At 41.8% G+C, this 22,065-nt stretch carries 11 protein-coding genes and 2 pseudogenes; 7 read left to right on the forward strand and 6 right to left on the reverse strand.

The features are described from left to right. The first annotated feature begins 20 nt into the window (after nt 1-20). The 7 genes and pseudogenes from JCM10512_RS12770 (at nt 21) to JCM10512_RS24865 (ending at nt 12,588) form a co-directional block, all read left to right on the forward strand. A complete protein-coding gene (locus JCM10512_RS12770) occupies nt 21-743 on the forward strand; it encodes a DUF4369 domain-containing protein (RefSeq protein WP_044163599.1) in 723 nt (240 codons plus the stop codon). Beyond that, a complete protein-coding gene (locus JCM10512_RS12775; RefSeq protein ID WP_044163601.1) occupies nt 736-1,110 on the forward strand; it encodes a DUF1573 domain-containing protein in 375 nt (124 codons plus the stop codon). Before JCM10512_RS12770 ends, JCM10512_RS12775 begins: the two co-directional genes overlap by 8 nt. Before the next feature lie 88 nt (nt 1,111-1,198). After that, nucleotides 1,199-2,788, forward strand: coding sequence for an O-antigen ligase family protein (locus tag JCM10512_RS12780; RefSeq protein ID WP_244437177.1), 1,590 nt, complete (start codon nt 1,199-1,201; stop codon nt 2,786-2,788). A 17-nt stretch (nt 2,789-2,805) separates the two neighbouring features. After that, complete coding sequence (locus tag JCM10512_RS12785; protein ID WP_044163641.1) at nt 2,806-4,755, forward strand: discoidin domain-containing protein; 1,950 nt, start codon at nt 2,806-2,808, stop codon at nt 4,753-4,755. A 1,175-nt stretch (nt 4,756-5,930) separates the two neighbouring features. Beyond that, nucleotides 5,931-10,218, forward strand: a pseudogene (locus JCM10512_RS12790) (hybrid sensor histidine kinase/response regulator transcription factor). 49 nt (nt 10,219-10,267) lie between these two features. Beyond that, a pseudogene (argS, locus tag JCM10512_RS24615) lies at nt 10,268-12,059 on the forward strand (arginine--tRNA ligase). A gap of 151 nt (nt 12,060-12,210) precedes the next feature. Further along, nucleotides 12,211-12,588, forward strand: coding sequence for an outer membrane beta-barrel protein (locus tag JCM10512_RS24865; RefSeq protein ID WP_044163606.1), 378 nt, complete (start codon nt 12,211-12,213; stop codon nt 12,586-12,588). Between the two features lie 69 nt (nt 12,589-12,657). Here the strand turns inward: JCM10512_RS24865 and JCM10512_RS12805 are convergent, their stop codons facing one another. From JCM10512_RS12805 to JCM10512_RS12830, 6 genes are all read right to left on the reverse strand, one after another. Further along, nucleotides 12,658-13,380 carry a DUF169 domain-containing protein gene (locus JCM10512_RS12805; protein WP_044163608.1) on the reverse strand — a complete coding sequence of 241 codons (723 nt, stop codon included), beginning with the start codon at nt 13,378-13,380 and terminating at the stop codon, nt 12,658-12,660. Nucleotides 13,381-13,398: 18 nt separating this feature from the next. Beyond that, the gene (locus tag JCM10512_RS12810) at nt 13,399-13,893 is read right to left on the reverse strand and encodes a hypothetical protein (protein WP_044163610.1); all 495 of its coding nucleotides are present in this window, start codon (nt 13,891-13,893) and stop codon (nt 13,399-13,401) included. Then, nucleotides 13,877-14,320, reverse strand: coding sequence for a MarR family winged helix-turn-helix transcriptional regulator (locus JCM10512_RS12815; RefSeq protein ID WP_044163612.1), 444 nt, complete (start codon nt 14,318-14,320; stop codon nt 13,877-13,879). Before JCM10512_RS12815 ends, JCM10512_RS12810 begins: the two co-directional genes overlap by 17 nt. Nucleotides 14,321-14,626: 306 nt before the next feature. Next, the gene (gene topA / locus JCM10512_RS12820) at nt 14,627-16,978 is read right to left on the reverse strand and encodes a type I DNA topoisomerase (RefSeq protein WP_044163613.1); all 2,352 of its coding nucleotides are present in this window, start codon (nt 16,976-16,978) and stop codon (nt 14,627-14,629) included. A gap of 298 nt (nt 16,979-17,276) precedes the next feature. Beyond that, nucleotides 17,277-19,019: a TonB-dependent receptor gene (locus JCM10512_RS12825; RefSeq protein WP_044163615.1), complete on the reverse strand. Its 1,743-nt coding sequence runs from the start codon at nt 19,017-19,019 to the stop codon at nt 17,277-17,279. 7 nt (nt 19,020-19,026) lie between these two features. Further along, nucleotides 19,027-22,041: a tetratricopeptide repeat protein gene (locus JCM10512_RS12830; RefSeq protein ID WP_044163617.1), complete on the reverse strand. Its 3,015-nt coding sequence runs from the start codon at nt 22,039-22,041 to the stop codon at nt 19,027-19,029. Nucleotides 22,042-22,065 lie beyond the last annotated feature (24 nt).

Raw genomic sequence — 22,065 nt, forward strand, 5'->3', positions numbered from 1 at the left:
AAAACATAATTGTTGTATTTATGAAAAAACATCTATGCTTCTTTATTTTCGTGTTTTTAGCTCAACTATTCTACGGGCAAGCAAAATACACTATTCAGGGTGAATTACCCGATCATTCGTTAGATAATAGCTATTTGTGCTTAATTAATAGTTCAGCTCTTAGTCAAGAGAGCGAACGCATTAAGCATTCATTTATTGATAGTATATTAGTAGTTGACGGGAAATTCTATTATGAAGGCGTCCTTTCACAAAAACCTTTTTTTGCATACCTTAGGAGTGTTAAGAATAGCGGGTTGTTGAATTTAACTACATCTTTTATAGTCGAGTCGGGTAATATTCATATTCGCATTGCCAATTGGGCAGACAAGGGGATTTTGTCAGGAACTCCTATTAATGAGGATTACTATACCTATATGAGTGACCCCAAAAGAGAGATGGGAAAAGAATTACTTTTCTTAGAGAAATATGCTCAATATCCAGATGTTGTACGATTCCTGTTATCTTTCTATTTGAATAGGCGAGAAGTGTCAAAGGATCCTGATTTCCCCAAATATCTACAGATTATCAACCGAATGCCCGAAGAAGATCGAGATATCCTTTTGGGCTGGCTGGACTATACTATTAAAAAGAGAGAATATGATGAAAAGGTCAAACCATTATTGGATAGTATTCGTAATAATGCCCCTCGTTTTATCGAGACGGTTTCAAGTAGTTCGCTATCAACAACAATGAAAAATGAGTAAAATAATTGGCTTTATTATCATTTTGATAATATGCGTTTCCTGCAAACAAAATAGGAAGGCAGAGTTATCTCTGTCTTCTTATTCGCATGATTTCGGAACAATTGGTGCGGATCGTATTTACCATGATAGCATTATAATTACCAATGTTGGTAATGCCAAGTTGGAAATTGGAACCATTGAAACTGGATGTGGATGTACTCAAGCTTCAGTAGATAAATATGAGTTAAATCCCAACGAGTCATGTCCGCTACGTTTCTCTTTCAGCCCGAAAGGAAAGGGAGCAGGACCCAATGAAGAATTAATCATAATCAATGCGAATACGGACTCTCTCTTCTATATTTTGCAAATCAAGGCAACTATTCAGTGATGGCATCATGCCTTTCGCCTTTTTAGCCATCACTACTCTATTCTTGTCGACAGACTGGTTCATGGATAGGTGTTTTATGCCTAAAAGCATGAGCCTCGTTGTCGGCATCGTATTATGGACAGGTATTTGTATTGGAAATTGGAAGCGAAGAATAGAAATTACAATTGATTTTTTATCTGTATCATTTACTGTTTTTGTGGGGTACATCTTTGTTCGCAGTCTCTTCACGCCGCAGTATATACAAAGTGTATACATCGGATCTTCATGGATTCTTTTTCTGCTAATGCGTAACAGAGAAAATCCGACAGAAATATTTAGTAACATTTTAGCGATTGCAGGAGTGCTGTTGGCTTTTTATGGGGTGCTACAATACATTGGGTATATAAAAACTCAATTTTATTTTCCTGTTATCGGCTCTTTTGATAATCCGGCAGGCTTTGCCGTAAGCATCGTTCTCTGTTATCCTTTTCTTTTGCATCAGACTTCTATCGGAAAAAGAAAAATGCTCAAATTTATGGCTTGTCTTCTCCTCATTGTAGCCGTTGTCCTATCCGGGTCGAGAGCTGGTATACTTGCTTTATGCGTAATAACGATTCTTTTTTTCACCGTCTACTACCAGAGGTTTATTAATAAAAGACGCATCTTTTTCATCAGCGGAGGAGCTTTAATTCTAATAGGTTTGTTCATTGGCTTGATTTATCTGAAACCAGACTCCGCTTCCGGCCGTGTTTTGATCTGGAAAGTGTCTGCCGAATTGCATAAAGAACATATGATTCTAGGAAATGGCCTTGGCTCTTTTAAGGCGGATTATATGCTAGAACAGGCCAAATACCTGTCTTCCTCCCGTGCTAATGAAAATGATAGGATGTTGGCTGGGAATACGAATCATCCATTTAATGAGTATTTGTTACTACTTATTGAACAGGGATTGGTCGGAGTTGCTTTACTATTATTGTTGTTGATTGCTATTTTTCGGAGTAATGTTCCATTGAACAGTCCAGCCTTATTGGCACTTGTTGCTATTGTTATATTCTCTTGTTTTTCCTATCCATTCAAATATGCTTTTGTTTGGTTCGTGACTATCTACTGCCTCTCTTTACTTGATCAACGGGGAGGGCTACGGACAATATGTTTCAATAGACCATTCTTATTGATTATTCTTATTATACAGTGTTTCTTTTTGGTGAAGAATATCATCTTCGAGCGGACATGGAAACGAATCTCGTTGATTACAGAAAAGGGCACTGGTTTACTGGATAATGAATTATCTATATTCACTAAATTAAACGATGAGTGGAATGGAAATCCCTATTTCCTGTACAACTATGCGTCAGAATTGAAGAATGTAGAATTATACCAACAAAGCGTTGATGTATTTCTGCATTGTGAATCGTATAACAATACGTATGATCTGCAAATGCAATTGGCTGATAATTACTATCAGATGGGGTGTTGGGAAGAAGCTGAAAATCGATATATACAGGCACAATGTATGTGCCCTAACCGTTTCCTCCCATTACAAGGACTTTTGAGATTATATGCAAAATCCAATAACCGGATACTTGCCGAACGAGTAGCTTTAGAGATTCTTAATAAAACAGTAAAGGTGCCTTCTTACACTGTTTCTATAATAAGAGAAGAAGCTAAAGCTCATTTGAATAAAAAGTCTATTCATTGACAATAAAAAACATATTTATGAGAAACATCTTGTTATTATTCCTTTCTATTTTGCTTTTAGGTTGCGAAAATCCTGAAGAAAAGCAGTTGGAAAAAGTTCTGACCCTGTCAGGCAACAATCGTCTGGAACTCGAAAGGGTATTGGATCATTATAAAAAAAACGAAGCCGATACTTTGAAACTGCAAGCTGCTAAATTCTTAATAATGAATATGCCTAGGCACCAATCGTACACCGGAAAAGATATTGAAGAGTATTATGCCGAAGCTGAAAAGATAATCTTCTCTAACAGGAAGATTGATGAAAAGGTGGATGAGTTAAATAATCTGTTGCTAGAGTTTCCATCAGACGACTTTGAATTTGAGGAGGATTACTCTATCATAAAAGCCGACTATCTGATACAAAATATAGACGCGGCTTTTGACGATTGGCAACAAGGTAGTTGGGCAAGAGGTATTACGTTCGAAGAATTCTGCGAATACATGCTTCCTTATAAGTGTGTGGAATTTCAGGCTTTTGACAATTGGCGCAATGTGTTGCAGCCGATAGCTAATGATACATTAACTGATTTTTCTTATAACGACATTTGGAACAAAACGCCCTATCATGCGGCAGAGGCTATTAATATTAAACTGCGTGATACTGTCATTGTAGATTTGAAAAGACCTCTGAAGTGGCATGCGTTGTATAAGGTTCCGTTTTGGTGCAATATACCTTCTAATTCTTGCGAAACTAGGACAAACACAGCTTTAGCTATTATGCGTAGTAAAGGCTTTGCCGTTTCGTATGATTTCATTTTGCAGTGGCCTACAAAAGCAAATGCACATTCGTGGCTGAGCATTTTGATCGATCATAACCGCAGAATGGTTTGCGAAGGCGGTCATGAACCTTTCTTGACTGCTCTACGACCGGGTGAATGCAAAGGGAAAGTATACCGAAGAACGTATTCTCCCAATCCAGACTTAATCCGACTGAATGAAGAAACCAACAGTGTTCCACAGACACTGCGTAATGTGTTTATGAAAGATGTTACGGATGAGTATGCAACAACTGTTGACCCTGTTTTTTCTGTCCTTTCCGAAAAAAGAGAACGCAAAGAAAAATACGCATATCTGGCCGTGTTCGATAATGCGGGATGGGTGCCTATCTGCTTTTCTAAAATAAAAGAGAACAAGCAAGTCGCCTTTGATAACGTAGAGAAGGGAGCAGTCTATTTGCCAGTGTACTATATAAATGGAAGAGTTCGCCCGTTCAACTATCCTGCCCTATTGAATGACAAAGGTCAATTAGAGTTCTTGAAGCCTGATAGTGTATACAAAAGAAGTATTAGTTTAAAACGGAAATACCCTTTGATGAACAAAGCTTTCAACGCAGCACTTCGTCTAAAGCACAGCATGTTTCAAGCTGCGCATAAGGAAGATTTCAGTGATGCCGTCACTGTGTATACGCTCAAAGAGTACAGTGTATCGGGTAGTGTGGATGTAAGCGATACGATAAAGTATCGTTATTGGCGCTATATCTGCCCTAACCCTTACCGCTGTAATATTGCAGAATTAATGTTCTTTGATAAGGACAATAAAAAACTGACAGGAACAATTATAGGTTCTGAAGAACGAAGCAAAAATCCTCATTATAGCCGCTCTGCTGCCTTTGACTTAGACCCGCAAACATTCTTTGCTTCTGAAACTTTAAATGATGGTTGGGTAGGATTGGATCTGGGCAAACCGGCATCTCTTGGGAAAATAGGCTATATGACACGTAATGATGACAATAATGTTCGTGTTGGAAGTACTTATGAACTTTTTTATTGGGATATGGAATGGATATCCTTGGGTAGACAAACGGCAGAAGATTTTAGCTTAACTTTTCACCATGTGCCGCAGAAAGCTTTGCTTTTATTAAAAGATCTTACGAGAGGAACGGATGAACGGATTTTCTTATATGAAGATGCTAAGCAGATATGGTATTGATTCATCGAATTTGAAAGTCAATGTCATATATTAAGAAAAGCAATCGTATGTTTCATGAGATTGAAATAATCTTATGAAACATACGATCTTCTTGTTTTGTCTAATATACTTTTAATTAGCTCCTTTTTCGTAGGAACTGCGAATTCAAGGTCATCTCATTGACGAAGAAAAAAATGATTTAGTTGCGGCTACAGTCCGCTGCTATGTGGACGATATCCTTTTTGTGAAAGGGATGTTAGCTAATAGTAAGGGGACAAACTTAAACTATCTTCTGCCGAGAAGAAGGACTAGATCACTTGCAAAAGTATTGGGGTTATACATGATAGCCTGCATTTATAAACTAATCTACTCGTAAAACATGAAATTGAAGCGAGTAACAAAATGCAAACGACATCTCGTCATAATCACTTTTTGTCGTAAATGGCTGATTGATAATATAATATATTGCGTCTACTTTTTTCAGACTGATCTATTCAATAGATAATACCGATTTCCAAAGACTGAGTACTTAGCAAAAACCTCCTTTTAGATGGTAATAAACAACTAGTTAAAGACCTTTTTGCCCATTACATTTCCTGTTCCACATATGTGGAACGGCCGACTCACTATTGTGGAACAGCTGTTGCACATAATGTGGAACAGGCGTCGCACATAATGTGAAACAGGAAATAGAAGGGAATAAACCTGAAAAAAGACTGCTTAAATCCACGAATAGTTCCGCACAATACGGTTCAAGAAAGGACTTGTTTGGTGAATTGAAAACTCTGTTTTTAAAGAAAATAAGCAATAGCTATCGCTCATCAGAATAAAGTGATTCCAAAAAAGAAGGCGCATTGCAATTGGTTGATATACTGAACAATATGCGAAAAAGTGATTTAGTCATGAGAGTGTTGTATCATTGTACAATGTGCTTTTGTCAAGCCCCGAAGATGAAAATATAGACGCAAATCGGATAAGTCTTTCCACCAGTTATCGCTTTACATTTGGAAAGAAGAAATACAAGTTTGATAATACGGTTATATCAACGTACGGTATCTATTGAGTAACTGCTATAGAACGTGTTCTGAATGGTGAAACCGTTTGACATCGGGCAAAAAAACAAATGATTTGCAGTGTGTGAATGAAAAAGTCACTACTTTTGTCGGAGTTATTGCTAATCTGCTAATCTATATTGTATGAGACCAAAGTGCTTCTTTCTTTTCGTATTTCTAATTATATCCATGATTGATGTTTGGGGTAACATTGAAGTTCGCTCCCGGCAGATACGAGCCAATGAAGGCTTACCTAGTAATTCCGTACGTTGTATGTATCAGGATAGTAAGGGCTTTTTGTGGCTGGGTACATTGAATGGATTGAGCCGTTACGATGGGAATGCCTTCCTGACGTACCAGCCTCAAATGGGAAAGGATCAAATATCATTGGCGGACAACCGTATCAATAAATTAGTAGAGGACAAAGACGGTTTCCTTTGGATTGGTACTTCGCCGGAAATATATAGCTGTTACGACTTACTTCAGTCGCGCTTTATCGACTTTACGGGAAGCGGCGAAAATCAACAGAACTACTCGAACCTGTTTGTTGCTTCAAACGGAGATGTCTGGTGTTGGCACCGTGCCAATGGATGTCGTCAAGTGATTCATCAGAAGGATCGGACGATGCAATCGGTTGCATTTAAAGCGGAATATGGAAACTTGGTGGACAATAGAGTGCAGTTTGTCAGCGAGGATACTTTGGGAACTATCTGGATCGGTACGCAACGTGGTCTTGTGGCTGTACGTAATGGACAGTTTAAAGTCGAGAATCGGGGTGCGAACTTCGCATTTGTTTTTCGCAACGAACAAGGCATCTACTTTGTAACCGATACGGGGGATGTGTATTCCTATTCCCATACTGAGAAGAAGGTGGTGTGTGTGGCTGCCTTATCTACAATCGCCGGGGAAACAGCTCCTAGCGGAGTCTTTCCATTTGATGGGAAGATGGTCATTTTGACTAATACCGGAGTCTACAATTATAATTTCCGGACTCATCAAGTGGCGGTTAATTCGAAATTGAATATTATGCGTGGTAAAGTGACCCGAGATAATCAAGGAGAATACTGGGTATTCAATCGCACAGGTAAAATATACTATTTATCTTCCAAGACCAACCGGGTGAAAGAGTTGCAGCTAATCTCTCCGGATAAAATGAATTACATCGATTACGAACGTTATAATATCGTTCGTGATCATCGGGGCATAATTTGGATATCCACTTATGGCAATGGACTTTTTGCTTATGATGAAGATGCTGATAGGTTGGAGCACTTCGTTGGCGATGTGAACGATTCGGGAACTATCGGTTCCGATTTCTTGTTGTCTATCCTGGCGGATCGATCCGGTGGAATCTGGGTTAGCTCCGAATATGCGGGTTTGTCACATCTTTCTGTCCTGAACAAAGGAGTTTCGCGTATCTACCCGGAAGCACAAGAACTTTCCGACCGGTCGAATTCAATCCGGATGCTGATGCAAACATCGGATAATGATATTTGGGTCGGTACACGCAAAGGAGGCTTATATATATACGATAGTGCTTTAGTTCCGAAAGAGCACAAACAATATTTCCTTTTCAATATTTACTCTGTCTTAGAGAGTGAGAATGGCAATCTATGGCTTGGAACACGTGGTGATGGACTAAAGATTGGAGATAACTGGTATCATCACGATTCTGCCGATCTTTCCTCGCTAGCCAACAACAATATCTTTTCAATGTATCGCGACCGAAAGAACCGGATATGGGTCGGTACTTTCGGAGGAGGCTTGGATCTGGCTATACCGACAGCGGACGGTAAGTATAAGTTTCAACATTTCTTTCGAGAGAAATACGGATTGCGCTTAGTGAGATCTATCACAGAGGATAAAAACGGAATGATCTGGATGGGGACTAGTGAGGGTATTTGTATCTTCCATCCGGACTCATTGATAGCCAACCCGGAAGATTATCATTTATTTAGCTATACAAACGATAAGTTCTGTAGCAATGAAATTAAATGTATTTATTGCGATCATAAAGGCCGCATGTGGGTTGGTACATCGGGAGCAGGTTTAAATCTTTGCGTGCCCGAAGATAATTACAACGTATTGAAATATGAGCATTATGGCACTTCCGAAGGGTTGGTTAATGATGTGGTTCAGTCTATTTTAGAAGACAATGCCGGTTATTTATGGATAGCAACCGAATATGGGATATCTAAATTTAATCCCAACAGCCATTCTTTTGAGAATTACTTCTTCTCCTCTTATACATTGGGTAATGTATATAGCGAGAATAGTGCCTGTATGGGAAAAGACGGGAAATTACTTTTTGGTACGAACTACGGCTTAATTGTAATAGACCCTAGTAAACTGCATGAAAGTGAAACCTTCTCGCCGGTCGTTTTCACCGATTTATTTGTTAATGGTATTCAGATGAATCCGGAGTTGGAAGATTCACCATTGGAGCAATCACTTGCATATTCGGATAAGATCACGCTCAAGTATTTTCAGAATTCTTTCCTTATTAACTTCTCTACTTTTGATTATTCCGATAGTGGGCGGACGAAATATATGTATTGGCTCGAGAACTACGACACAGGGTGGAGTTCACCTTCTTCATTGAATTTCGCCTCATTCAAATACCTTAATCCGGGTACATACATTCTGCACGTGAAGTCATGTAACGGTGCCGGAATATGGAATGAGAGCGAGACAGTTCTGAAGATTGTAATTGTACCTCCATTCTGGAAAACCGGTTGGGCACTATTGGGTATCTACTCTTATTAGCGATTGGTTTTTATTTTGCTTTCCGCATTATTCGCAATTTTAACTCTTTACGCAACCGCATCAATGTGGAAAAGCAGTTGACCGAATACAAACTGATTTTCTTCACGAATATATCGCATGAGTTCCGTACGCCGCTAACCTTAATTCAGGGAGCTTTGGAAAAGATACAGCGCGTTAACGATATTCCACGCGAATTATCGTATCCGTTGCAAACGATGCAGAAGAGCACTCAACGTATGTTGCGTCTTATCAATCAATTGCTGGAGTTTAGGAAAATGCAGAATAATAAATTGGCTCTATCTCTTCAAGAGACTGATGTGATTGCTTTTCTTTACGAGATATTCTTAAGCTTCGGAGACGTTGCCGAACAGAAAAACATGACTTTCCGCTTTCTGCCTTCTTTACCGTCTTATAAGATGTTTATTGATAAGGGAAATGTAGATAAAGTGGCCTATAATATATTGTCTAACGCCTTCAAATATACGCCTTCGGGTGGAACGATTCTGTTGACTGTTTGTGTGGATGAAGAGAATAAAAAACTCCAGATTCAGGTTTCCGATACCGGAGTAGGTATTCCCAAAGAGAAACAGCATGAGTTGTTCAATCGTTTTATGCAAAGTAGTTTTTCGGACGATAGTATCGGAGTAGGCTTACACTTGAGCTATGAGCTGGTTCAGGTTCATAAAGGAACAATTGATTATAGTGCCAATGAGGGAGGAGGTTCGGTCTTTACTGTTTATCTGCCGATTGATAAATCCATTTATGCAGAGAACGATTTCTTGGTGGCCGACAATGTGCTGTTAAAGGAGGAAGCTAAGCGAGTGCATCATTTATCAGAGTCTTCAGAAGAGACGGTGGAAAGTAAGAAGACGGTAGCTCCTTTGGGCAAGCAGAAGGTGCTAATTATTGAAGATGACAATGATATCCGCGAACTTTTGAAAGAAGAGATCGGTGTGTATTTCGAAGTAGAAGTAGCGGCTGATGGTGTTTCAGGTTTTGAGAAAGCATGTACGTATGATGCCGATTTGATTATTTGCGATGTCTTGATGCCGGGGATGACCGGATTTGAGGTGACAAAGAAGTTGAAATCGGATTTTGCCACCAGCCATATTCCCATTATCTTATTGACAGCATTAGGTTCTTCGGAAAGACAACTGGAAGGTATCGAAGCGGGAGCCGATGCGTATATAACCAAGCCGTTTAGCTTGAAATTATTGGTAGCGCAGGCCTATCGTTTGATCGAGCAACGGGAAACATTGCGAGAGAAATTCTCCAGCGAACCGGGGCTCATGCGTGCGGCTGTGTGCTCTTCAGAACGCGATAAAGAGTTTATCGAACGCCTGACCGTTGTGCTGGAAGGGAATCTATCCAGGCAGATTTGTCGGTCGATGAATTTGCGCAACTAATGAATCTGGGGCGTACCGTGTTTTATAAGAAACTACGAGGAATAACTGGTTATTCGCCCAATGAATACTTGCGTATCGTCCGGATGAAGAAAGCTGCGGAACTGTTACTTTCGGAAGAAAATCTGACCGTGGCGGAGGTTGCTTTTCAGGTAGGCGTACACGATCCGTTCTATTTCAGCAAATGCTTTAAGAATCAGTTTGGGATGGCGCCTTCCGTTTATCAGCGGGGTGTGAAGAAGAATTCTTCTTCAGAAGAGTAACCTTAATAAATTATTCCTGTATCTTTGCACACTGAAACAATTGTAGATTATGAAGATAGAAGATAAAATCGTGTCGTCCGTTATCAGCGGACTCAAAGCGCTTTACGGTCAAGATGTGCCGGAGAAGATGGTGCAGGTGCAAAAGACTAAGAAAGAATTTGAAGGACATTTGACTCTTGTCGTGTTTCCTTTTCTGAAGATGTCTAAAAAAGGACCTGAGCAGACAGCGCAGGAAATTGGTGAGTATCTGAGTGCAAACGAATCTGCCGTGGCAGCTTTCAATGTAATTAAAGGATTCCTGAATCTGACCATTGCTTCCGATACATGGATCGAGTTGCTGAATGAAATTCAAGCTGATAAACAATATGGCTTAACCGAAGCAACCGAGAACTCTCCATTGGTAATGATCGAATATTCTTCACCCAATACAAATAAACCGCTTCACCTGGGACATGTGCGTAATAACCTTCTTGGAAAAGCATTGGCTAATATTATGGCAGCTAATGGCAACAAGGTGGTAAAGACGAATATTGTAAACGACCGGGGAATTCATATTTGCAAGTCCATGTTAGCGTGGAAAAAGTATGGAAATGGCGAAACACCTGAAAGCACGGGTAAGAAAGGCGACCATTTGGTGGGCGACTACTATGTAGCTTTCGATAAACACTATAAAGCGGAGATAGCCGCTTTGATGGAAAAGGGTATGAGCAAAGAAGAGGCGGAAGCCGCTTCACCTCTGATGCAAGAAGCACGTGAAATGCTTGTGCAATGGGAAGCCGGTGATCCGGAAGTTCGTGCTTTGTGGACCATGATGAATAACTGGGTATATGCCGGATTCGATGAGACCTATCGGAAGATGGGAGTCGACTTCGATAAAATATATTATGAATCGGAAACTTACCTCGAAGGTAAAGAGAAAGTTATGGAGGGCTTGGAGAAAGGCTTCCTCTATCGCAAAGAAGATGGCTCTGTTTGGGCTGACTTAACTGCCGAAGGACTCGATCATAAACTCCTGCTTCGGCTGATGGTACCTCTGTGTACATGACTCAGGACATTGGTACTGCCAAATTGCGTTTTGCCGATTACCCCATTGATAAGATGATTTATGTGGTTGGAAACGAACAGAACTATCATTTTCAGGTACTTTCTATCTTGTTAGATAAGTTAGGCTTTGAATGGGGAAAAGGATTGGTTCACTTCTCTTACGGTATGGTTGAACTGCCTGAGGGTAAGATGAAATCCCGTGAAGGTACAGTGTCGATGCCGACGACTTGGTGGAGGAGATGATTGCCACCGCCAAAGAAACATCGCAAGAGCTTGGCAAACTGGATGGACTAACACCGGAAGAAGCTGAGAATATAGCGCGAGTTGTAGGTTTGGGAGCGCTGAAATACTTCATCCTGAAAGTTGATGCTCGTAAGAATATGACATTCAACCCGAAAGAATCAATTGACTTTAATGGCAACACCGGGCCGTTTATTCAATATACCTATGCACGTATCCAATCGGTACTTCGCAAGGCGGCTGAAGCAGGTATTGTGATACCGGAAGAGATACCGACCGGTATTGAGTTGAATGAAAAAGAAGAAGGATTAATTCAGATGGTTGCCGAGTTTACCGCTGTAGTGAAGCAGGCCGGTGAGGATTACAGTCCATCTGTAATTGCCAATTACACCTACGAATTGGTAAAAGAATACAATCAGTTCTACCATGATTACAGCATCTTACGTGAAGAGAATGAAGCCGTAAAAATATTCCGTATTGCCTTGTCGGTGAACGTGGCAAAAGTTGTTTGCCTAGGTATGGGATTACTTGGTATTGAAGTACCTTCCAGAATGTAGAGCTGTTAGCAGAATATATCTTTTAGATAAATAAAACCAATCAAAGGCTTGCGAGTAATCGTGAGCCTTTGATTTTGTAGGACGTTGTCGGATTCAAGCCCCTTATTCTATTTTATTAAATATCAGAATCTTGTATATAGCATGATTGCTAATGAATCGTGATAAGCTCTCCTATGTTTTGACTTTTAACAATGACTTCTCTCTTTCGAAAGACTTTTCCATCTCGACTTACTATACTTATCGGAGTGACTTTCAAGACTATATATCTGAGATTGGTGGGTATTCACAATTTGATATAAGATTCCAAAAGCGGCTTTTCAGCAAAACGCTAAGTATGAATCTATATGTCAATGATGTCTTTAACTGGAAAAAAGAAAAGTTTGAATCGTTTGTAGATAACTACAATTTTCGGAATAATAGAAAAAGAGAGACTCAATATATGACATTTACTGTCCAGTATTCGTTCAATAGCACAAAGAAATCTTATCGAGGGAAGGGGGCTGCCTCCGACGACTTGAATCGATTATAGCCTAGATTTCCTCCCTGTGTTACCGAATAAAGTCTATTCTGCCACAGGGAGATGATCGAGCAATTAAAGTTATGGAGTCTCAGCCTCGTTGATTCGAGTTCGTATCTTGCTCCAGGCGTGCGTGTCAAACAGGCTGCTTTGTCTCATGGTATGATACATTTCTTTAAATCGCGATATGGGTATTACAAAACTTAGTATATTGGCTTCCACGTAAGGACGCACGGAAGGGTCGAAGAAACCGATGAACGTTCTTCTGCCGTTTCTTTTGTTTTCGTTTATCGCATTGGTCACCACTGCCGAGCAGCCGGAGCCAAACATGGAGGTAACTGCATCCTCCGAATTGTTATCGAAATAGGCCCAGGTTGCCAGGCCGGATATGATATCGGGCGTTACTAAAAACAGAAGGCCCTCTATGCCGTCGAAACTTTCGATGCAGTCTATCCGGGCGAAATTGAGATATGCCCGATCGGCTAACGGTACTTCCAGTTTCTCTATAAACTCCAGAACCATTTCCGGTGTCTCTTTATACTTCTCTTTGAGCGAGACGAAGTTCGGAATTCGTTCGGGCATTTCTGTAAATCCTGTGTAGAACTTACCACCTCCACAGCCAATTGTTTCCGCGTTCAGACTGATCGGGTTCCCTTCTCTTACGATTTTCAAGCCTTTAAAAAAGCAGCCGTTAATCTTTTCAGTATCTGCTACCGGCTTATCCGAGTACCAGAAAACAAGAGGGAGTTCGGCTCTTTCACCGAATGCTTCCCTGTAGTTGTTGATGAATACATTTACTTCCATATGCTATCTGTATAAAAGTTACTTCTTCTTCTTTTTCCATGGTTTGAAAACCGATATCACAACCAGAATGATTAGCGCAAGGCCTTGAATGGATGAACTAATGAGCGTTTGAATGGTATTAGTTGCTATTACCGGATTGTCTAATGCAGCGTCGCGGGTCTGATCGGCAATCTCCAGACTTTGTTCCAGAAGCGGGCTATAATAGAAAGTCCCGGCGAGTATGATCAGGATTGCCACAATCCACTTTACGGTAATCCAGCGATACTTGAAGAATCCCCAATTGGTGAAAAACCCATAGATAACTCCGACTACAACTGTGAGAATAGCGCCGGGTATCACAAAGACCCAGTCGATGAAAAGTATAATATTCAGCACCATATACAGTTCATCTCCGGATTTCGGTTTCAGGAGGTAGAGGGTTGCCATTGCTAATACTCCCGTGACCCACATCATTACCAGTAATAAATGGATTGTTTTTAAGACTTTGATTCCTTTGCTATTTAGCTTCTTCATTGTTTTTATTTTCAAGGTTCGTATAGATTTCATCTAGCATTATTCGCAATAAATCCTGTTGCTCTTTCTTAATGCCCGTAAACGCTTTCTCTATGGTCTTTTCTGCTATTCGCAAAACTACCGGCATTAGTTCCCGGCCTTTATCGGTTATGCATACCGAGTTCTTGAGTGTTCTCACCTGTGTTCGAGTCACAAGTCCTTTTTGCTCTAAATTGTCTACGGTACGTTTGATGGTTGCTGCATCTTTCGATAGGATATTAGCTATTTCCAGCTGACTTAATCCATCTTTATAATATACGCATCGCAGTACAATGAACTGCGAATGCGGTAAGTCTATGTCCTCATTGACAATAGCGGCATTCAACGATTTGGATAGAGCAATAGATGCTCTGCTTACAAGAAGCCCCAATGAGTAGAAATCATCCATACGATCTTTTCTTGCAAATATAACTAAATCTATTGACTAGTCAATAGATCGCTTCTTTTTTTGCTGCATAAAGCGAATCTTTATCCACTACTTATCGTTTATAATAAATTAAGAGTGAGTTTATAATAAACAGCTATCACGTTTATTATAAACGTGGAGTATGTTTATGCATGCGCTCCTGTATTCGCTCTTTCTGTCGGGTATAGACTAGCGAATAGGTCAGATAAAAGTAAGAGAGTTTGAGGAGGTAGGAGGTAAGGGCGGAAGAAAAAAGGGTATCCTCAATGGAATACCCTTTTCATTACTTTATTTCTTTTTTGCTGTTCTCTTTCTGCCTTTGGCTGGAGAGGTAGCTCCTTTTTCATCTTGTATCTTGATGAGTTCCATACAGCTTTTCAGATTTAGATCCGTTGGTACAATATCCTTTGGGATTTTATAGTTGGTACCTTTGTAAGCAATGTATGGACCATAACGACCATTCATGATTTCCAAATCCGGTTCTTCCTCAAACTTCTTAATATGGCGTTGTGCATCTTTTGCCCGCTTTTCGAGAATTAATTGTTCCGCTTCATCCAACGTAACTTCCATTGGATCGAGCGTCTTCGGCAATGAAACATATACGCCGCTGTGTTGGATGTAAGGCCCGAAACGGCCGATCCCTACATTTACGACTTTGCCTTCATATTCACCAAGCGTACGTGGCAATTTGAACAGTTCTAATGCTTCTTCCAAGCTGATTGTCTCTATAGACTGTCCTTTCTTCATAGGTGCAAAACGCGGTTTCTCTTCATCTTCGGCTGTTCCTATTTGAACTACCGGTCCGAAACGACCGATCTTGACCGAAACAGTTTTGTTTGTTTCTGGTTCTGTGCCCAAGATACGCTCCCCAACCCTATGCTCCATTTTAGTCGACAGCGTCTTTTCTACTGCCGGGTGGAATTGATCATAGAAGTTTTTCAAGATGCTGCTCCATTGAGTTTCTCCTTCGGCAACCTCATCAAATTCCTTCTCAACACTGGCTGTGAAGTTATAATCTAAGATATCCGGGAAGTACTCGGTCAGGAAGTCGTTTACTACAGTACCTATATCAGTCGGGAATAATTTTGATTTCTCCGCGCCAACCACTTCTTTGTGATCCTCATCTTTGGTTTGCTGATTCACGAGTGTAAGCACGTTGTAAATTCGTTCTTCACCATCTTTATTTCCCTTTTCCACATATTCGCGTTGCTGGATTGTGGATATGGTGGGGGCATAAGTAGACGGTCTACCGATACCTAACTCTTCCAGTTTGCGTACCAAGCTTGCTTCCGTATAACGTGCAGGACGTTGGGTAAAACGTTCGGTTGCCACAATGGGACCATGTTCTAACTGTTGTCCTTTCTTCAGCGGAGGAAGTAGGCGGCTTTCGTCTTCCTGATCCGATTCGTCGTCGAAAGATTCGCGATATACACGTAGGAATCCGTCGAACTTAATAACTTCGCCAACAGCTGTAAACACATCGCCGCTATTGCTGATCGAAATGGTAGCCGTGGTCTTTTCAAGTTCGGCATCCGCCATTTGCGAAGCAATGGTACGTTTCCAAATCAGATCGTATAATTTCTTTTCTTGTGCAGTTCCTTCAACAGCCTGGTGCTCCATATAGGTCGGGCGTATAGCCTCATGCGCCTCTTGTGCTCCCTTAGTCTTTGTTTCAAAGCGACGAGAATGTATATAACGTTCTCCCATCATTTGAGCGATTGCTGCTCTACTACCTTGAGTGGCAAACTCAGATAAGTTGACGGAGTCTGTACGCATGTATGTGATATATCCCGACTCATAGAGTCTTTGCGCGATAATCATAGTTTGCGCCACCGTATAGCCTAATTTACGTGCTGCTTCCTGTTGTAAGGTAGAAGTGGTAAAAGGAGCCGGAGGTGTTTTCTTTACCGGGCGGGTTGTTATATCTTCGATTGTGAAGAATGCCTGTTGGCAGGAGGCCAGCAAAGCGTTAGCCTCTTCTTTGGTCTTGATTCGGCGTGTTAGTTCAGCTTTCATTTCCACCGATCTTCCATCAGCTTCCGGAACCAAGAATATGGCTGTGATTCGATAAGATGCTTCTGTCTTAAATGCGTTTACTTCGCGCTCGCGCTCTACTATGAGGCGTACTGCGACAGATTGCACACGTCCGGCAGATAAAGCCGGTTTTACTTTTCTCCAGAGTATGGGAGATAGTTCGAACCCTACGATTCGGTCGAGTATTCGTCGTGCCTGTTGAGCGTTCACCAAATTGAGATCGATACTGCGTGGCTGTTCGATTGCTTTTAAGATAGCCGATTTGGTGATTTCATGGAATACAATTCGTTTCGTGTTTTCCGGTTTAAGTTTTAGTACTTCGTACAAGTGCCAGGCAATAGCTTCTCCTTCGCGGTCCTCATCGGATGCGAGCCATACAGTTTCAGCATTTTTTGCTTCTGCCTTTAGCGTGTTGACCAAAGCTCGTTTGTCCGCCGGTATTTCGTAATCGGGCTTAAAATCGTTTTCTACATCGATACTGAATTCTTTTTTCTTCAGATCGCGTATATGTCCGTAACTTGAAAGGACTTTAAAGTCTTTCCCAAGAAACTTCTCAATCGTTTTAGCTTTTGCCGGGGACTCGACAATGACAAGGTTTTTTTGCATAATTCTTTCTTTATAATGGCTTGTACCATGATATTCCGGGGCAAAAGTAAAAAAAAAGATTCTCCTTACCTTATATTATAAGGAGATTCTGATGTTTTTTAATAAAAACTTAAGATTTGCCAATGTTAATTTTGATTTTTACAGATGTCGAAGTTAAACTTTCTTTGAAATTGTATGGCAGGTTGTTTAAGCAGGACGCTCCTTTGGCGAGGGGACTGACGACATGAAAAGACAAATGCGAAGTACTTATTCTATACCGTGTAAAATAAGCACTTCGCATTTTGCGACATCAACTATTTTAGAAGTTAAAGCTCAAGCCTCCTAAAAAGTTCAGGCCTTCTGTCGGATAATACAAGTAATACTGATAATCCTTATTCAGTAGGTTGTTGATTTTGGCATAGATTGAGACGCCCTTGTAAAACTTATAAGTAGCTCCGGCATATAGATTGCTGATCGCTGCCATCTTCACGAAGTCTGTCTCACTCTTGCGGCTGGTGTAGTTGTAGCCTAGGTTGAGGCTCAAAGTCGGCATGGGGCGTACATATACATCGAATGTAAACTCACTTTCCGGTTTGCTGATTAGCAGTGAGCGGTATTCTTCTTTGGCATCCCAACTCCGGTACATGTATTTAGCAGCTAGTGATAAATATTCTTTGTAGTCGTAACTTATGTTTCCTCCGGCATACACATTATTTGTGTTACCTTGCGCGAAGTTGAGATAGTGAGTTACGGTTGTAGGGAGCGACACTTCCATGAGACCATAAGATAGATCGTTTTTAAGATTCTGATAACCTCCCTGTATATTGAACCAAAGGCCCGGATAGGGGCTGGTCTTGAAACCGATGCTTCCGTTAATTTGCTCATAGGTGTCGTAGGGACGTTGCACATACTCATATGGAGTAACGGAGCTTAGTGGGTCTGCAACTCCGGGAAGTTCGCTATACGGAGAGATCTCTTCCGCTCTTCTGAAGTCATTGAATAGCTTCCCTCCGGTAGCCTGTGCATACAGAATGTAACTGTCGGAGAATAGGTATTGTGCCGTAATGTCGGGAGAGACACGGATTGATTTATCGAATCCGAAAGAAAAGTCAGTATGTGCTCCCAAATGTATTTTCCAGTCATCACTGTTAAGCTCGTAATAAGGGTTTAGCCCGATTGCCGTGTAGCTTTTGAGATATTTGTCACCGGTTTCGGCATTCGTTGTTTTACCTCCATATCCGTAATTATTCAAGAGCAGTGCAAGCGTGATTCGCTGTTCGTCACTGATTGCTCCGCTGACATCTCCTTGCAACCGCAGGATGGTTTCTTTGAGGGAATTACTCTGTTGCTCACTGAATAGGTTGTGTTGACGCTCATAGAACAGGAGATTAGCTTCCGCGTTAAACTGCAAGGGAGCTGTTTCGTCTTTGGACATAATTCCAGCGTATACATCTCCGGATGTGAACTTCTGTTTGTTGTTGATACTTTCCGGCTTGTAGTTGAAATTACTCAGTCCGAAGTTACCACCGACATTGAGATCCATTCGATCGAACTGATGCGTATAATCTACATTGGCACGTGTACGATAATAAAAAGCGTTCCATTTGGTGGCTTCGCTGTTCGGATAAGGGATGTTATCTAACTTCCCGTTCATTCCATCCATTTGGAAACGTACATTCAGCTTATCTGTATCCGAAAGGCGGAATAGATAATTGGTTAATAGATCGAGGTTGCCATAGCTACCGTATCCGGCACGTACATAGCCGGGTGTAGCCGTTTTCTCGACTTCTTTCCCCATATACGGCTGCATCGGGCTGCCTGGAATTGAAACGGCGGGAAGAAGTGTTGTGGCATATTCCACTTTCTTTTTGCTGACTGTGGGCTCTTCTACTTTAGGAAGGACATTGACTTTCGATGCGTCCAAAATTTCGGGCGCGTACTCTTGCTCTACCGTTACCGTACGGTTCAACGTGGTGTCTTTATGCTGAGTTTGCGCTTGCAGCTGCGAGAACAGCATCGTACAAGCAGCAATTCCTAGTGAAATATAATAGTTCGGTTTCATAATTCGTTTACTTATTAAGTTTTTTCAGTCGGGTTGCAATCATACCTTCGATGTTATCGTTGGCATGATAGTTTTGTTGTAAGCTTAACAGGTATTGGCGAGCATCCAACTCTTTGCCTGTGGCAACGTAGACATCGGACAGCAGGATAAAGCTGCGAGCAAGCCAGTAAGCATGTGGTGTGCTCTGATCGATGTATTCCAACAATAACTTCTCAGCAGCCGGATACTCTTTATTATTATACAAAGCTTGTGCGATCTGATATTTGGCTTCTGCTCCGTAAGAGTTGCGGGTGTCTTTAGCCAGTTCGCGTAAGTCGTCCATCGCTTTCTTATCAGCCTTCTGATTTGTGTAAGCCTTGGAGCGGAAGTATAACGCTTCGTTCTTTAGTTCAGGGCTTAGTTTAGCTTCTGCCAATAAGGCCGTAGCGGCATGGATCGTTTCAATATCATTCTGAGAAAGGTAAGCCGAGCGAAGGGTACCGGTGGAAGCCAATACGCGATTATCGGTGGTAGTTGCTTTCTCCATCAGCATCTTATAGCTGACAAGTGCTTTGGCAAACTGCTGTTGGTTGAACTCGACTTCCGCACGCATAATAAGCGCTTCCTCGGTGAAAGGGCTATTGGGGTATTCCAACAGTTTTCCGGAATGTTCGAGAATGGCGTTGTAATTCTTCTGCTCCTTACCGATGAGGCAGAGATAATAATGCGTATTCAAGCTAAATGCACCTTGTGGAAATGCTTGAAGGTATTTGTTGAAACTGGTCTTAGCTTCTTCAATCCGTCCACGCATGTATATTTTCTCAGCGGCGATATAGGTCAGTGAATCTTGTTCGTTCACGTCAAAACGGATTTCGCCGGGCATGGAAGCCGCCAACGCAGCAAACTCATCGATACGGTTCATATCGATATAGATGGATTTTAAATCCCGCATAGACAGACGCGCCTCCTCGCTACCCGGATATTTCTGGATAACTTGTTTATACGCTTCAATAGCCTGATTGTAATCTCCATTCTGATAATAGAGCAGACCCACTTCTGTAGCTGCTTTCCGGCTGACAGGGCTTTCGGGGTATTTATTCAATAACTCCTTGAAAGAAGTAATCGCTTGTTTGCTGTTGTCCATCAGTACATAGGAACGGCCCTTTTCGTAAAGAGCACTAACCGCATAGGGTGAAGACGGGTATTTACCTGCCAGACGGTTCAGTAACGTAATCTTGCCGGAATAGTCTTTCTGCAATCCCGATACCAGTGCCAGCTGATAGAAAGAATAGTCGCCGGAGGGCGTATCCTTGGCTTCCGCTTGTGCATAATAGTGCTTCGCTTCTTCAAAATTACGACTATGCAGGTAACAGTCGCCAGCCCGGTTGTAAGCATCGGCTAGCGCTGCGATGTTCTCGCCTTTTTCCAACTGGATGTATTTCAGGAACCAGGTTCGCGCTTGCCCATAATCTTTTCGGTGGAAAGAGATATATCCCAGGTTGTAATGCGCGAGGGCATACATCTCCTTATTGGGTTGTTGAGTCAGTTGCAAGTAAGCATTAAAGTCGCGTGCTGCTTCCGTGGGGCGGTTCAGGCGATAGTAAGATTCTCCACACCAGTAGTAAGCGTCCGCCTTTGTCTGACGGTTATATTGTCCCAGAGCGATGGACTGATTAAAATAGGTAAGAGCCTGTTCAAACTTCGCATTGGCGAACTCTTGCGTACCTAATTGGAATAGGATATTTTGTTTAGCCTCCAGTATCTGACTGCTTGGACGAGCGATGCGATCGATTGATTTCAGTGCCGCATCGTAGCTGCGTGTGTTCATATAAACCTCCACCAGATAGCTGCTTACTTTCTCTGCATAGGTAGAAGCCGGAAACTCGTTTAAGAACTTCTCGAAGGCCGTTACCGATTCTCCAAAAGCAGAAAAGGATGTTTCGTGTAGGCAGAGCGCATAATTGTAGGCGGCTTGCTCTTTGATCCGAATGTCTGCATCGGAAGCTGCCGCTTGCTCAAATGCCATGCGGGCCTTATTCTTCTCACCCATTTGCAGGTATGACAACCCCATATGCAGGTAAGCATTCTGTGTTAGGGCATCGGCCACGGTAGTTGCGCGACCAAGTGTTTCGGCTGCTTGCGGGTAGACTTGAACTTGGTAATAGGCAAGTCCGAGCATATACATGGCATCCCGGCGGTAAGCCTGCGGAGCAGTCGCTTTCAGGTAATATTCGAAAGCAGGTACGGCTTGCTGATACTGCTGAAAATGATAAGAGGCACTGCCCAGAATGCGGTACATTTCTGCTGTATTCTCGTTATTCGGGTAAGCGGACAGGTAGTTTTGCGCTACAACCTGTGCTTTGCTATAATTTCCTTGGGTGGCGTAAATGTCAGCTATATAATAAGGTACGAGTGCTTTGTACTTCGCGTCATCCTGCAACGGGAGGAATCCTTGAAGAGCCTCATCATAGCGTTGCTGCGTGTAGCGGATGTAAGAAAGGTAGTAGGAACAGTCTTTGCTGTATCGGTAACTGCTTGCTTTTAATGTCTCAAACCAGATGGCGGCTTCTTTCATCTTCCCGACTTTTAGGTAACAGGAAGCTAATTGATAGGTCATATCATCCCTCTCCTCATCGCCGAGCAAGTCGAGACGCGCTGAGTTGAAAAGAGCGAGCGACTCGTCATACTTGTTTTCGTAGAAATAGGCGGATGCCAACAGGGCGTAGATACGGTTGGCATAGGGAGTGTCCGGATAGCGATCTAGGTATTGGCGCAGCAACTCAATACGGTTTTTATCTTTCAATTCGTAGTTAGCGCACACCAACATGTATTCCGCTTCTTGTTGCAAGGTGCGGGCAGGCTTCTGTTTCATGAAAGCTTTCAGGGGTGGGACTGCTGCAGCATAATTCTTTTCTTGAAAGAGTTCTTTCCCTTCCTTATAAAGTTTATCCGGCGAGGCTATCTTATCAGTAGTCTGCGCAGTCGTTAGTAGCGGAGCGCAGCAGATCAAAGCACAGACGGCTCGATAAATTCTTTTTTTCATAATTGAGTGTTTTGGCAAAAATAC

Source organism: Bacteroides reticulotermitis JCM 10512, assembly GCF_000517545.1.
GTDB classification, from domain to species: domain Bacteria; phylum Bacteroidota; class Bacteroidia; order Bacteroidales; family Bacteroidaceae; genus Bacteroides; species Bacteroides reticulotermitis.